General features: G+C 74.8%; 10 protein-coding genes. 5 read left to right on the plus strand and 5 right to left on the minus strand.

Annotation, left to right across the window (positions count from 1 at the left end; all coding sequences use genetic code 11):
* Window positions 1–195 precede the first annotated feature (195 nt).
* Both ACFVVA_RS41340 and ACFVVA_RS41345 read right to left on the minus strand, forming a co-directional pair.
* Complete coding sequence (locus ACFVVA_RS41340; protein WP_387695860.1) at window positions 196–2,376, minus strand: SdrD B-like domain-containing protein; 2,181 nt, start codon at window positions 2,374–2,376, stop codon at window positions 196–198.
* Between the two features lie 215 nt (window positions 2,377–2,591).
* Complete coding sequence (locus ACFVVA_RS41345) at window positions 2,592–4,394, minus strand: FAD-dependent oxidoreductase (RefSeq protein ID WP_387695861.1); 1,803 nt, start codon at window positions 4,392–4,394, stop codon at window positions 2,592–2,594.
* A gap of 258 nt (window positions 4,395–4,652) precedes the next feature.
* Between ACFVVA_RS41345 and ACFVVA_RS41350 the strand changes: the two genes are divergently transcribed.
* From ACFVVA_RS41350 to ACFVVA_RS41360, 3 genes are all read left to right on the plus strand, one after another.
* Window positions 4,653–5,717, plus strand: coding sequence for a MoxR family ATPase (locus ACFVVA_RS41350; RefSeq protein ID WP_359899165.1), 1,065 nt, complete (start codon window positions 4,653–4,655; stop codon window positions 5,715–5,717).
* Complete coding sequence (locus ACFVVA_RS41355) at window positions 5,714–7,507, plus strand: hypothetical protein (protein WP_387695862.1); 1,794 nt, start codon at window positions 5,714–5,716, stop codon at window positions 7,505–7,507. The genes ACFVVA_RS41350 and ACFVVA_RS41355 overlap by 4 nt, the downstream gene beginning before the upstream one ends.
* 162 nt (window positions 7,508–7,669) lie before the next feature.
* Window positions 7,670–8,710: an endonuclease/exonuclease/phosphatase family protein gene (locus ACFVVA_RS41360; RefSeq protein WP_387695863.1), complete on the plus strand. Its 1,041-nt coding sequence runs from the start codon at window positions 7,670–7,672 to the stop codon at window positions 8,708–8,710.
* An 87-nt stretch (window positions 8,711–8,797) separates the two neighbouring features.
* Here ACFVVA_RS41360 and ACFVVA_RS41365 read toward each other — a convergent pair whose 3' ends face one another.
* Window positions 8,798–9,904, minus strand: a complete 1,107-nt coding sequence (locus ACFVVA_RS41365) for a peptidase (RefSeq protein ID WP_387695864.1) — start codon at window positions 9,902–9,904, stop codon at window positions 8,798–8,800.
* Window positions 9,905–9,908: 4 nt separating this feature from the next.
* On the minus strand, window positions 9,909–10,418 hold the full coding sequence (locus ACFVVA_RS41370) for a hypothetical protein (protein ID WP_387695865.1): 510 nt from the start codon (window positions 10,416–10,418) through the stop codon (window positions 9,909–9,911).
* 553 nt (window positions 10,419–10,971) lie between these two features.
* On the opposite strand from ACFVVA_RS41370, the gene ACFVVA_RS41375 reads away from it, so the two are divergent.
* A complete protein-coding gene (locus ACFVVA_RS41375; protein WP_387695867.1) occupies window positions 10,972–11,730 on the plus strand; it encodes a S1 family peptidase in 759 nt (252 codons plus the stop codon).
* A gap of 70 nt (window positions 11,731–11,800) precedes the next feature.
* Here ACFVVA_RS41375 and ACFVVA_RS41380 read toward each other — a convergent pair whose 3' ends face one another.
* On the minus strand, window positions 11,801–13,267 hold the full coding sequence (locus ACFVVA_RS41380; protein WP_387695868.1) for an alpha/beta hydrolase: 1,467 nt from the start codon (window positions 13,265–13,267) through the stop codon (window positions 11,801–11,803).
* Between the two features lie 557 nt (window positions 13,268–13,824).
* On the opposite strand from ACFVVA_RS41380, the gene ACFVVA_RS41385 reads away from it, so the two are divergent.
* Window positions 13,825–14,322, plus strand: coding sequence for a beta-class carbonic anhydrase (locus ACFVVA_RS41385; protein WP_387695869.1), 498 nt, complete (start codon window positions 13,825–13,827; stop codon window positions 14,320–14,322).
* Window positions 14,323–14,368: the final 46 nt, after the last annotated feature.

A 14,368-nucleotide genomic window follows, 5' to 3' on the forward strand; every position in this document is an offset into this window, starting at 1 on the left:
CACCACTGGTACTAAGCCGACACACCGGCTTCCCCCCTCACCCCGGGGGCCGGACAGGGACCACCGGAGTGACCCACGAGGGCCTGCGCCCGCGCATCTCGCGCGGACGCAGGCCCTCGCGCCCGTTTCACGACCCCCCGCACACCCCGACCGGAAGAACCGGCCCCCAACTGCCCCGGTCGTGCCCGACCCGCGTCAGTGGCCGCACCCGCAGCGCCGGAAACCGAAGTCGAGGGTGTGGTCGTTCTCGCCCGGCCCGCCGGTGGTCAGCGCCCGCTCGGGATACCTTCCCCCCGGCGGGACGACGCCCTTGGAGTTGACGAAGGGGTCCTCGCCGACGTCGTGCCTGGTGGGCACCCACCGGTGCAGCGGACCGCCCTCGGCGTAGTCGGACGGGTTGTCCAGCCGGATCGTGTACCCGGTGTGCGGCCGGAGGCCGCCGTCCACGTTCGAGTCGTCGAAGTAGTACTCGCCGCGCGCCGTCGTCCCCGCCGTGCCGACCAGCCGGCCCGCCCCGTCGTACAGGTGGACGGTGACGCCCGCCGCCGGGAGCTGGCCCGGCTCCTGGAGGCCCGTGCGCTCGGGGTCGTACCAGACGCGGTTGCCGATCTGCAGCGGTGCCCGGTCGCAGAGCACCTCCAGGTCGCCCATCGAGGCGCCCTTGCCGAACGGCGCGGGGACGTTCGCCGGGTTGAGCCGCAGCCCGACCCTCGGGTCCTGCCGGCCGTCCGCCCGCTGGACGAAGGCCGTGCCGTAGCCGAAGGCCGTGTCGTTGGGGTCGAACCCGGAGGTCCCGATGGTGGTCTCGACCTTGGACAGCGCCATGCCGGCGTAGGCCGCGTTGTGGTGGAAGCCCATCCGGCTGGTGTCGAAGAAGCGGGTGCCCCGGGGCGAGAGACCGCAGCCGTTGTTGGTGTCCAGCACGTAGGTGCCGTTCGCCGGGCAGGCCTTGTTCAGGTCGCCGCCCGACAGCACCTCGCCGACGGCGGCGCCCGCCGCCGCCTGGCCCGTCGCCCGGTCGGCGAGGCGGTCGCGAAAGGCCAGCAGCATCGAGCCGTCCGCCTCGAAGCCGACCTCGCCCAGCTCCGGCTCCGGCTGGGCGCGGTAGCCGGAGCAGGCCTGGCCGTTCTGCGTGGTCGGGTAGGTGTCCGTCCACGGGAACCAGCCCGCGCCGTCGCACGGGCCCGCGCCGACGGTCGACTGGCGTGGGTAGTCCAGCGGCTGGTCCAGCACGGCCGGCCCGAACCGGCCGGTGGCCGGGTCGAAGGGCAGCACGACCGCCCGCAGGTCCGACACCGCGCCCGTCGACTCGCCCGAGCAGACGCCGCCGAGGTAGCCGGTCCCGTCCTGCAGGCCCAGACCGAAGGGGCGCCAGTCCGCCGCCGAGGCACAGCCCGGTTCCGGGACGGGGTAGACGGCCTTCGGCGCCGCCGCGGTCGCCGAGGTGGCATCGTAGCGGTACAGCCGACGGTCGTTGAGGTTGACGACGAACAGATCCCTGCCGTCGTCCGTCACCTTGAGCCCGCCGAGGCTCTCCTTGCCCGGCACCGCCAGGAACGCGTCGTCCGCGTCCGGCCCGTGCGCGGTGCCCCCGGCGTCCGGGACGGTGGTGAACAGCGTGGTGCTGTTCCGCGCCGGGTCGGTCACGTAGATCCCGCCGGGGCCGCCCGGGCCGTAGCCCGTGGTGCGCTTGGCCGCCGCCGAGGAGAACACCCGCCGGTCGGCCCGGTTCCACGCGATGCCGAACAGGGTGCCGGTCTGCGCGTCGGTGGCGATGTCCGTGACGTTCACGTCCACGCCGTCCTGGCCGCGCGCACCGTACGGGAACGACACCAGCGTGCGCTGCGCACCGCCTCCCCACGTGGTGTTCTGGCAGGTCGTCACCAGGGGGGCGTTCCTCTGGCAGTAGTCGCCGGGGCTCCACAGCCCGGTGGTGTACGAGACGTTCCCGCCGCCGGAGAGGTCGACGAACTCCTCGTTGGAGCTCAGCAGGTTCGGCGCGCCGTCCAGACCCTGCCGCGAGGCGAAGACGGGGAACAGCACGCCCGGCTTCGGATTCACCACCCGCACCCGGTACTTGCCACCGTGGTCCCGGCGCGGCGGCGGTGCCAGCGTCACCGTCCCGTCGGCCGCCGTGGTGCCCTCGACACGAACCCGGTCCCCGCCGGTGAGCGTCACCCGCACGCCCGCCAGCCCCGGCTCCAGCGCGGGCGTCCACGCGCCCGAGGCGTCCACGGCCCGGACCACCCGGACCGTCACCGCCCCGTCCGCGCCCTGCGGGAACGCCGGCGGTGCCGTCAGCAGCCCGCTGCCGGTCAGCGCGACGGCGAGCACCGCGGCCCGCGCGACCCACGTCCTTCGTCCTCTCGTCCCCACCTGGGCCCCACTCTCATGATCGGCGGGCAGACGCCCGATCCCGACAGGGCCCCCAGGAGAGCCGCAACCGGTCGTGTACGTCCCCGTTTCGGGGCACGTTCACCGGTGCGTGTGACGCGGAACGGGCCGGAAATCGCATCAAGTTCTGATACCGCTCCGTGAGTTCGCATGCGACCCGAGGCGGCGGGGTCGTGCCGCCGGGGGAGTGCGGCGGGTCACCCGAGGTCGAAGGTGTTCGGCAGGCCGAGGCGGTAGCGGGCCTCGTCGACCAGCTTGAGCGGCTCCAGCTCCGGGGGCCGGAAGAGCCCCCGGACCCGGCAGCGACCGGCGCTCGAACCGTCCGCGTCCAGCAGGGCGTTGACGGCGCGCCGCGCGGACTCGTTGGCGCCCTCCATGGTCGCCAGGTCGACATCGGTGCGGACGTAGTCGCCGGCCAGGAAGAAGTTGCCCACCGCCGTCGCGGCGGAGGGCCGGTCGTAGAGCGTTCCGGCCGGGTGGACCAGCAACTGCTCGCGGTTGGCCGGCGCCGGCCCGCCCAGACCGGTGACGGCCGGGTCGAGGAACCACCCGTGCACGTCCGCGTCCGCCGGCCACCCGCCGCCCGGCCGCTCGAAGGCCCGCCGGCACTGCGCCCAGACCTCGCGGGCCACCTCCTCGCGGGTGCACTCCTTGGCCGTCCGGCCGTACAGGATCCCGGGCCGGTCCCACTCCGAGACGCAGACCGAGAGGCAGTCGCGCACCGTACCGTCGCCGTACGCGGCCGCGAAGTCCCGGTCCCAGAACTGCGCCTGGCCGACCGCGGTGAGCGACCACGGGGAGTCCAGGCAGACGGCGTGGCCGTGCACCAGCCGCACCGGGCGGCGCAGGTAGAACTGGATGCCCGTCATCCAGTCCGTGCCGATCGCGTCGCAGCGCGCCAGCCGGGGATCGGCGGCGCGCAGCCCCGGGCCCCAGGTGGCGCGGGCGTGCTCGACCGGCAGCGCGCTCAGGTAGTAGTCCGCCCGCACCGTCCCGGCGGCGCCGCCGCCGGCCGGCGCCACCCGGACCCCGGTGATCCGGCCCTCGGCGTACAGCACCTCCCGGACCTCGGTCCCGGTGCGGAACTCAACGCCCAGCGAGGCCAGATGGGCCGTCCACGGGTCGATCCAGGCCTCGCTGGTGGGGCCGTTGAGCACCCGGTCGGGCTGCCCGTCGCCGCCGCGCCCGAGCAGCCCGTTCAGCAGGAAGGCCTCGACGACCGTGCGGGCCACCGTACGGGTGCTGGCCCGCTCGGCCCGGGTCGCGACCAGGTCCCGGGTCAGGCCGACCCCGAGGAGGCGCTGGTAGTCGTGGGACATCCGCCCCGCCCTGATGAAGTCCCACCACGGCACCCGCTCCCACTGCTCCTCGCGGCGCACGTCGCAGCTGGTCAGGTGGACCAGGAGCCGGTCCACGAAGTAGGCGAGCTCGCCCGCGGGCAGGTGCAGCACCTCGTCCAGCGCACCGGCCAGGGTCCGCCGCAGGGCGTCCGGGGCGAGGTCGCCCAGGTCGAGCGGGCGGGTGACGGACCGGAACGGGAGGAGCAGTCCCGGGCGCGGGGCGTCGAAGGCCAGCAGCGCCTGGGTGGCGTCGCGCAGGTTGTCGTGGACGCCACCGGGGTTGCCGGCGTACGGGATGCGGCGCAGGGTGTCCGGCAGGTTGCGGTAGAAGCCGGGGAAGAAGCGGAAGCCGTGCTCGCCCGGCAGCGCCCGACGGCCACCGGCCGCGCTGCCCGGCACGTCCATGCTGCGGGCCTTGCCGCCGAGCGCGTCGTAGTACTCGTACACCGTCACCCGGTAGCCGCGCTCGGCCAGTTCGTGCGCCGCGCTCAGCCCGGAGACCCCGCCGCCGAGGACCGCCACGGTCCGCCCCGGGCCACCGCGGGCGCCGGCGCCCGTGTCCCGCGGGAGCGCGGCCGCGCCCGCCACCGGCCCGACGGCCAGAGAACCGCCCAACGAGGCCGCACCGGCCAGGAACTGACGCCTCGTCCGCCCTTCCACCGCACCCTCCCGCGAACCCTCGCCCAACCCCACGACGCGCACACCTCCACCCTCCTGGTCGCCCGAGCGGCGAGGACGACCCCGGGTGTGCAACGACCGGGCCCGGCACCGGTCACCCACCGCGCCTCGCGTCCACACCCCGGCCCGTACGGCCCGCGGCCCGTACGGTCCGCCCGGGCCCGCCGAAAATCCAGGTGCGCCCGGCCGACTCCCCCCGCACACTGGGCCGGTCACGCACCGTTGTCGCGAAGGAGCCCCGTGCAGGGAGCAGTCAGCGTCTCGCCCGCCCAGATCCCCGAGCTGCTGCTCGGCCTGGCCACCGTCCGCCCGGTGTTCCTCTGGGGCGCCCCCGGGATCGGAAAGTCCTCCCTGGTCAGGGCGTTCGCCGAGTCGCTCGGCCTGGAGTGCGTGAGCCTGGTCGGCACCCAGCTCGCCCCGGAGGACCTGATCGGCGTCCCGCAGCTCACCCCCGAGGGCCGCTCCCGGTTCTGCCCGCCCGAGCAGATCGCCCGCGACCAGCCGTACTGCCTGTTCCTGGACGAACTCAACGCGGCCTCGCCGGACGTCCAGAAGGCCTTCTACTCGCTGATCCTGGACCGCAGGATCGGCTCGTACGAGCTGCCGCCCGGCTCGATCGTGATCGGCGCCGGGAACCGCGCCACCGACGGCGCGCTCGCCCGCCCGATGGCATCCGCGCTGGTCAACCGCATGGTCCACGTCCATCTGCGGGCCAGCGCCGAGGACTGGCTGCGCTGGGCGGCCGGCGCCGGCATCCACCCCTGGATCGTCGACCACCTCACCGACCGGCCCGACCACCTGTGGTCCGCCCCGCCCAAGACCGAGGAGCCGTTCTCCACCCCGCGCGCCTGGCACATGCTCTCCGACGCGCTGCACTCCTTCGGCCCCACCCTGGACGAGACGACCCTCAAGGTCGTCGCCCACGGGCTGCTCACCGCGCAGCACGCGGTCGCCTTCTGCGGCTACGCGAAGATCGTCCGCAACTCCTACGGCCTGGAGGCGATCCTCAAGGGCGACGCCCGCTGGCCGCACCGGCTGGAGGACCGCGACCTGCTCTACTACCTGGCCGACGCCTTCCGCGGCCGGCTGGTCAAGGAACTGCCCGCCCGCAAGGAGCACGCCTCCGGGGCGCAACGGCAGACCGCCTTCCGGGCCAAGTCGCTGCTGGTGCAGCTGGCCGAGATCTCGGTGGAGGTCGCCCAGACGGTGATCGCCGACGGCTCGGACGGCAACCCGGTGCTGCCCGCCTGGTTCCTGATCGAGGCCGCCCGGGACATGCCCCGCCTGGTCGAGGCCCGCCGGTGAAGCACGCCCCGGCCGACCGGAAGAAGCCGGACCCGGGCGCCGAGGCCTTCGCCGAGGGCCTCCAACTGCTCCGCCGCAACCCGGCCCTTGCCGCCCTGCGCGCCGACGTCTGCCGCACCGAGACCTGCACCACCGCGCCGCCGAACGGCTGGGCAGTGGCCGACTCCAACGGCACCCTGCACGTCAACCCGCGCCGCCGGGCCGAACCCGAGGAATGGGCCTGGGTGCTGGCGCACTGCCTGCTGCACCTCGGCTTCGGCCACCTCCCGGGCGCCCGCGGCACCCGGACCCAGCCCGACACCCACCAGGCCGCCGCCCGCTGCGCGGTGGTCAACCGCTTCCTCGCCACCTTCCCGGTCGGCCGCGCCCCGGTCGTCCTCCCGCAGGAGTACCCGGGCGGCGACGAGGAGGAGCTGGCCGACCGCTGGCGCCGCGACGGCCTGCCCGCGCCCGACACCGCCGGGACGGCCGGCACCGCCGAACGCGACCAACTGCTGGTCGAATGGCGCGGCCACGGCCGGGCCCGCGAGGACTGGCCCACGGCCTTCGCCGCCGCGCTCACCCGCACCATGTCCGCCGCGATGGACCGGGCCGGCGGCCGGATCGACACCGAGACCGGCGAACGCCTGCCCGAACGGCCCTGGAACAGGGCACTCAACTGGTTCGTCTCCTCCTACCCCCTGCTCGGCGGCATCGCGGCCGGCCTCACCGTCGTGGCCGACGCCGAACTCGCCCGCGCCCACGACATCGCCGTCGCCGCCGTCAACGCCGAGGCCGGCGAGATCTACGTCAACCCGCTGCGCCACCACAGCGACGAGGAATGGCGGTTCATCCTCGGCCACGAGATCCTGCACGCCGCCCTGCGGCACGGCGAGCGCCGCGGCGGACGCGACCCGTTCCTGTTCAACGTCGCCGCGGACTACGTCATCAACGGCTGGCTGCTGGAGATGGGCGTCGGCGAGATGCCCGACGGGCTGCTGCACGATCCGCAGCTGAACGGCCTGTCGGCCGAGGAGGTGTACGACCGGATCGCCCGCGACCAGCGCCGCATCCGCCGCCTCGCCACCCTGGCCGGGAAGAACCGCCCGGACGTCCTCGGCGAACCGCTGGGAACGCCCCGGGACTACGTCGACCTCGACGACTTCTACCGCCGCGGACTCCAGCAGGGCCTCGAACTGCACCGGCGCGAACGCGGCCTGCTCCCGGCCGGGCTGGTCGAGGAGATCCGCGCACTCGCCCACCCCCCACTGCCCTGGGACGCCCGACTGGCCCGCTGGTTCGACGAGTTCGTGCCGAGCCCGGAACCGGTGCGCAGCTACTCCCGCCCCGCCCGCCGGCAGTCCGCCACCCCGGACATCCCCCGGGCCGGCCGCTACCGCCCCGAGGAGGAGGTGCCGCGCTGCACCTTCGGAGTCGTCCTGGACACCTCCGGCTCGATGGACCGGGCGCTGCTCGGCAAGGCGCTCGGCGCGATCGCCTCCTACGCCGCCGCCCGGGACGTCCCGGCCGCCCGGGTGGTGCACTGCGACGCCGCCCCGCACGACGCCGGGTACCTCCCGGTCGAGGAGATCGCCGGGCGCCTGCGGGTGCACGGGCGCGGCGGCACCGTCCTCCAGCCGGGCGTCGACCTGCTGGAACGGGCCGAGGACTTCCCGCCCGGGGCACCCGTCCTGGTCATCACCGACGGCGAGTGCGACGTCCTGCGGCTTCGCCGCGAGCACGCCTTCCTCGTCCCGCGCGGCGCCGCACTCCCGTTCACCCCGCGCGGGCCGGTCTTCCGGATGAGCTAGGCGTTCCGTCCCGTGAGGAAGGGGACGCGGCCCCCGCCGGGCACCGACGTCCCGCTCCGGGCCCCGGCCGGTGGCGCGGAACCGGGCCCCGGGCGCGGGCGTCCGTCCTTCTCGACGGTGGCCGATGATCAAGGCTGTCGGCCGTCCCCCGGAAGGAGAACTGTGACGGACCGTACGGCGAAGAGCACGCGGAAGAGCGCGACGAAGAGCGCAGGGAAGGGCACGGCGAAGAGCACGCGGAAGAGCGCGTCGCCCGCCGGCAGGGGCCCTGGGCGTCGCGCCGCGCTGATCGGGTGCGGGGTGCTGCTGCTGGGCCCGGCCGTGCTCGTGGCGGTGCGGCTGTTCGGGTGGGACGACGGCACGGTGTGGGCCCTGCCGATGGCCGGGCTGCCGTACGCGGCGCTGCTCAGCGTGCTGCTGCTGGTGGCGGTGGCGGTGCTGCGCGGGCGGTGGCTGACCGGGGTCGCGGCGGCGCTGGTGGTGCTGCAACTGTGGTGGCTGATACCCCGGCTCGTCCCGGGCGGGGCCGACGCGCCGGCCGACGCGCCCCGGCTGCGGGTGGCGACCAGCAACAACTTCATGGGGCAGGTCTCGCCGAAGTCCCTGGTCGACCTGGTGCGCGACCAGCGGATCGACGTGCTCGCGGTCGAGGAGCAGAGCGACTCCGCCGCCGACGCGCTGGACGCGGCCGGCATCCGCGCCCTGCTGCCGCACCGCGAGCGGCCGGCCGGCACCGACACCGCGCTCTACACCCGGCTGCCCGTCGGCTCCGCCGCCGACCCGGCCTGGCCGACCACCAACCTGACCGTCGACGTCGGCGGCCGTCCGGTGCAGCTGGTCGCCGTGCACACCTACTACCCGCTCGGCGACGCCCGCCGCTGGGCCGAGGGACTGCACGACCTGCGCGCCGCCGCGCCCGGACGCACCCGCAACGCGGTCCTGCTGGGCGACTTCAACGCCACCCTCGACCACAAGCCGATGCGCGACCTGATCGGCACCGGCCTGACCGACACCCACGAGGAACTCGGCGCGGGCCTCCTCCCGACCTGGCCCCAGGACCACCCCGACTACCCGGTCCCGGCCGCGATCCAGATCGACCACGTCCTGCACGGCCCGGCGCTGACCGCCGTCGACGTCTCCGAGCACGCCCTGCCGCGCAGCGACCACCGCGCCGTGGTGGCCGAACTCGCCGTCCTGCGCTGAACGCGGAACCCGAACGCGAGGGGCCGGGGACGGCTCCCGCACCGTCCCCGGCCCCTCACCGGGCCGCGGTTCCCGCCGCGGGGGCGGTCACCGGCGGCGCCGGCGGAACCGGGGGAGCAGCAGGCCCAGGACGGCGAAGGCGAGGGTCGACAGCACGGCGACGACAGGGGTGGGGAAGTACCCCGGCTGGACGGTCGACGCCTCGGCCGCCCCGGCGCTGCCGGGAGTCGTCGGGAAGGTGACGGTGACGCGCGTGCCGCGCTCGACCAGGCCGCTCCTGAGCGTGAGCTCCGCGTTCCACCGGCCGTCCGGCAGCTGTCCGTCGAGCGGGACGACCGCCTCCGCGAGGCTTCCCGGAGCCACGGTGGTGCCCGACCTGGCCGGGAAGGGGCCGGCGCGCAGCCCGCCGGGTCCGTCGGTGAGGGAGAGCGACCCGCCGATGTCCAGGGCGCGGCCGCCCGTGTTGCGGATCCGGGCGTGCACCTCTTTCCGCCCGTCGCGGGCTTTGGTCGGAGTGACCTGCTCGATCGTGAAGTCGGAGGGCGGCTCACCGCCGGGGCCGACGTCGATGTACATCCGGACCCCCACCCGGCCCAGGAACGCCAGGTTGTGCGAGCGGTCCGCCGGGTTGCCCGTCTGGGCCCAGACGACGCCGTAGCGCTCGCCGGCGGAGGCGTTCCCGGGCACGCGGACGGTGGTGCGCACCTGCGCCGTCCCGGAGGGCGCGAGGTCGAGCTCGGTCGTGTCCAGCGACGTCCAGCCGGTCAGCTCGTTGGGTGTGCGGTCCGCCGCGAAGACGAACTGTCCCCTTGTGACGGTGGCCGCCGCGGCGTACACGCTGACGTGCATCGGCGTGGACGACTCGTTGGTGACCTCCACCCGCCGCTCGATGGTCGTGCCCGGGGCGACGTGGTCGACGATGTAGGCCTGCGCCCGGGGGTCGTCACGGCGGTTCTCCGGGGCGTCGAGCAGCCTGATGCCGATGGTCTTCTTCGCGGGGGTCGGCTGGTGGGAGGGGTGCCCGGACGTCCCGGTGGCCTCGGGCATCCCGGACGATTCGGCGGCCCCGGGCCGCCCGGACGCCCCGGTGACCTCGGGCCCGGGCATCCCGTCCGCCGTCGCCGGCAGCACACCGATCGCCTGGACGACGGCCAGCAGCGCCAGCAGGACCCAGTAGCGGCGCGCGCGCCTCATGCGCTCAGGCAACGGAGTGGGTCAGCGTTCCGGTGTAGGTCCCGCCGATGGCGGAGGCCGGCACGGAGACGCCGACCGTCGGGTCCCAGCTCGCGGTGTTGTCCCCGACACCGGCGCTCCCGGTGACCACTACCTGCGGGGAGTTGCTCAGCGTCACGTTCGTCGGAGTGACGGTGATGGTGCCGGTCGTCGTCACCGTCCCGACCGTGTAGGTGGCTCTGGTGGCGGGCACCGTCGACGAACCGTTGGTGAAGTCCGTCTCCGAGGCGGTCACCGTCCAGGAGGCCGAGAGGAGGGCGCGGTCGTCGGTGACGGTCACGGGGCCGATCGGGGAGCTGATCTGAGTGCCGGGCGCTCCCGAGCCGAGGGCGGTGCTGGCCGGCACCGACATCGACAGGGCGCCGGACGTGACGGTGAACGTGACCGTGGTGCTGGGGTCGGCCGCCGCGCCGGCGAGACCCGGCTGGACCAGAACGAGGGCGACGGACGCGGCCGCGGCGGGCAGGATTCGCATGCGTACAACAACTCCTGAAGTAGCCGTCCGTGGATGGACATGCCGGGTGACGTGATGTCAGACAAACCGGCGCGGCCCCTTCGCGCAAGCCGACGACGGCCGCACTCCGCCACCGGAATGACCACATTTCAGCCGGATCGAAGCCCGGGTCGTCCCGTCCCGTCACTTGGGTGGCCACCCGGCCGCGGTGACGGAGGGACGGCGAACCGGCGCCGGTTCGCCGCGCCGTTCCCCAGGCCTGTTCCAGGGGGCTCCCTCGTCCCGCCGCGGCGTTCCAGGGGGCGACAAAAGCGCAGGTCACGGGGGGTTCCACCGTTCCAGCGTCCCGAACCGCCGGGCGGTGGTGGCGGGCGGGACGGATCCCGGGGCAGTCTGTGGTCCGGCGGCGACCGGCACCGAGCCCGAGGGGCCGCCCGACCCGCCCGACCCGCCGGGCCTCCGCGGAGGCGACGGCCATGACGGCCTGCGCCGTCCGCCCGCCGTCGGGCCGAACGCCCCCGGCACGCCGAACGCCTCCCGCCACGCACCACCCGACCCAGAAGGAAGCCCTGCCATGCGCACCTCGAACCGCCGCCCGATCGCCGTCCTGCTGGCCACCGCCGGGCTGCTGGCCGCCGGGGCCGTCCCGGCCGCCGCCGTCCACGGCGGATCGGACACCACGACCAGGTCCCACCCGTTCGTCGTGGCCCTGGAGACCGCCACGGGCGAGCAGTGGTGCACCGGCGCGCTGATCGCGCCGACCAAGGTGCTCACCGCGGGCCACTGCGTCGCCGAGGCGGCCGACCCGACCTCACTGCGGGTGATCGCCGGGCGGACCGACCTGACCGGCTCCGGCGGCCAGGTCCGCCGGGTGAAGGGCTACCGGGTGGACCCGCGCTACACCCCCGGCCTGGACCACGACTCCGCCGTCCTCACCCTGGACCGTCCGCTGCCGCAGGCACCGGTCCGGGTGGCGCGGCAGGGGGACGAGGCGCTGTACCGGTACGGCCGCCCGGCCACGCTGCTGGGGTTCGGGCGCACCGGCTCGGACGGGCGGCCCGGCACCCACCTCAAGCAGGCGGAGCTGACGCTGGCTCCGCCGGCCTCCTGCGACCCGTACACCTCGCCCGGCGATTCGCCGTTGCTCAAGGTCTGCGGCCTGCCGCGGGCCGGCACGACGGACAGTGTCTGCAAGGGGGACTCGGGCGGGCCGCTGGTGGCAGGCGGCGTGGTGATCGGCGTGGTCTCCACCGGCAACAAGTACTGCGACACCCAGTACCCGGTCTCGGTGTTCACCCGGGCCACCGACGTCCCCGCGCAGCTGCTGTCCTAGCCGGTGCCGCGCTCGGGTGCGGTGCTCGGGCGGCGCGCCCGGGCGGCGCACCCGGAGGCGGAGGAACGCCCTAAGCGCCGCAGGTCAGGTCCTTCGCGGGCAGCCGGCCCGTGGTCAGGTAGCGGGTGACGCCGCCGTCCGCGCAGGAGGGGCCGGCCACCACCACGCCGTGGCCCTCGCCGCCGGCCACCGTGACCATCCGGGCACCGTGCAGCGCTCGCCGCATGCCCTGGGCCATGGCCGGTGTCGCCTGCGGATCCCACTGGTTCTGCACGATCAGCGCCTTGACGTCGTTGTTCACCACGGTGGCCGGCTCGCCGCCTGCCGGCTTCCAGAACGCGCACGGCAGGATGTTGGCCCCCAGGTCGCCGGCCAGCGGGTACCGGGCCCGGTCGCGGACCGCGTCCCGGCGGTACTGCTCGGGGTCGCGCGGCCAGCTGCGGGTGTCGCCGCAGAGGACGGCCCACGCGACGGAGACCGTGTTGTCCGCCGGAACGACCGACGGCACCGCCGGTGCGGCCGGCCCGCCCGCGGCGGCGGCCTTCAGCGCGACGATCCAGGGGGTGACGGCCCCGACGTGGACGAACGCCGCGTAGCCGGACCGGATGGCGTCGCCGTCGAGCGACCCGTCCTCGGTCGGGACGGGCGTGCGGTCGGCGTTGGCGACCAGGTCCCAGTACGTCCTGCGGACCTCCGCCGCCGTCGCACCCAGTCCGTACGCCGCGTTGCGGGCGGCGGCCCACTCGGTCCAGCGGGTGAAGGCGAGTTCGGCCCCCGCGGACGCCTCCCGGAACCCCTCGCGCCACACGAGCGACGGGTCGAGCGCGCTGTCGAGCACGAAGCGGTCCGAGCGCTGGGGGAACATCTGGGTGTAGACGGCGCCCAGGTAGGTGCCGTACGAATGCCCGAAGTAGGAGATCCTCCGCTCGCCCAGTGCCGCCCGGACGACGTCCATGTCCCGCGCCGTGTTGCGGGTGGTGATGTGCGGCAGCACGTCCCCCGCCTTGGCCCAGCACTTGTCGGCCACCGTCCGGGCCCAGGCCACGTCCTTCGCGAACGTCCCTGCCGAGTACGGGTGTTGGAAGGTCCGCTCGTCGGCCTTCAGGTCGCAGCCGATCGGCGAGCTCTGCCCGGCACCGCGCGGGTCGAACCCGATCAGGTCGAACCGGTCCCGCACCTCCGCCGGCAGCAGCGGCTCCATCTCCACGGGCATGGTCAGCCCCGGGCCGCCCGGGCCCCCGGGATTCATCAGCAGCACGCCGTGCCGCTGCTTCGCGCTGCCCGCCCTGACCCGCGATATCGCGATGTCGATCGTCCGGCCGCCGGGGTCGGCGTAGTCCAGCGGCACCTCGACCTTCGCGCACTCGAAAGCCGCCGGGCGGTCCGCATCGCAACGCTCCCAACGGAGTTGCTGCTGCGCGTACCGCTGGAGCGGATCGCCCGCCGCGAACGCCGTCACGGGGGTGAGCGCCGCCAGCGCGGTCGTCACCGCGCCGACCGTCAGCGCGGAAATCGTCCGTCCGTCTCGCAGAACCATGCCAGTCCTCTGTGCAGAATCGGTGCCTCGGAATTGCTTCCAGTCTCCGTTCCGCCGCCCCGCACCCCGTACGGCGCGAGGATGGGTTCATGATCCAACCTGCGGCGTACGCCGCCGCGCCGACGTAGGGCCGGAGGCCCATGCCCCGTCATCCACCGGGCCGGACGGCCGGACGGCCACCCGGCCCGGGGTGCCGGCGTCCACGGGGGCGGTCACCCGGGGGAGTGGAGAACGGGCGAATCCCGGGCGGGGTCGCTCCGCCGGGCAGTACGGTGCCCGCATGACCGTGCTCGTCCGCCGTCGTCACATCGACTTCGGCCGCATCCACTCCACAGGCTGTCCGGTCATCGTCTGATCGCCCGCTCCACCCGGCCGCGCCGTTCCGCTCCGTTCCGTTCCGTTTCGAACGGCACCGCCGCCGCTCCGTGCCGCCCGCTGCCTGCCGCCCGCTGCCCGCCCCTCGGCGTACGCGGCCCGCACCCGCGCGTGCAGGACGGAGGGCCCCGCACGTCCCGGCCGACCACGATCCGACCGCACCGAAGGGACAGCCGTCCACCATGACCGAAACCGTCACCGACCACTACCTGCGCAACAACGCCGACTACGCCGCGGCCTTCGACGGGCCGCTCCCGCTCCCGCCGGCCCGCCGCACGGCCGTCCTGGCCTGCATGGACGCCCGGCTCAACGTCTACGGTGCGCTCGGCCTCGCCGAGGGCGACTCGCACGTGATCCGCAACGCCGGCGGGGTGGCGACCGACGACGCCATCCGCTCGCTGGCGATCAGCCAGCGGCTGCTCGGGACGCGGGAGATCATCCTCATCCACCACACCGACTGCGGCATGCTCACCTTCGGCGACGACGCCTTCCGCGAGTCGATCCGGGAGGAGACCGGCGTCAAGCCCCCGTGGGCCGCCGAGGCCTTCGCCGACCTGGAGACGGACGTCCGCCAGTCGGCCGCCCGGATCCGCACCAGCCCCTTCGTCCCGCACACGGGCGCCGTGCGCGGCTTCGTCCTCGACGTCGCGACCGGCCTCCTCAAGGAGGTCGTGCTCTGACCCGACGGCGCCCCGGTGCGGCGGCCGGACGAGGCCGCCGCACCGG

Source organism: Kitasatospora sp. NPDC058048 (genome assembly GCF_042885555.1).
Taxonomy (GTDB): Bacteria; Actinomycetota; Actinomycetes; order Streptomycetales; family Streptomycetaceae; genus Kitasatospora; species Kitasatospora lactacystinica.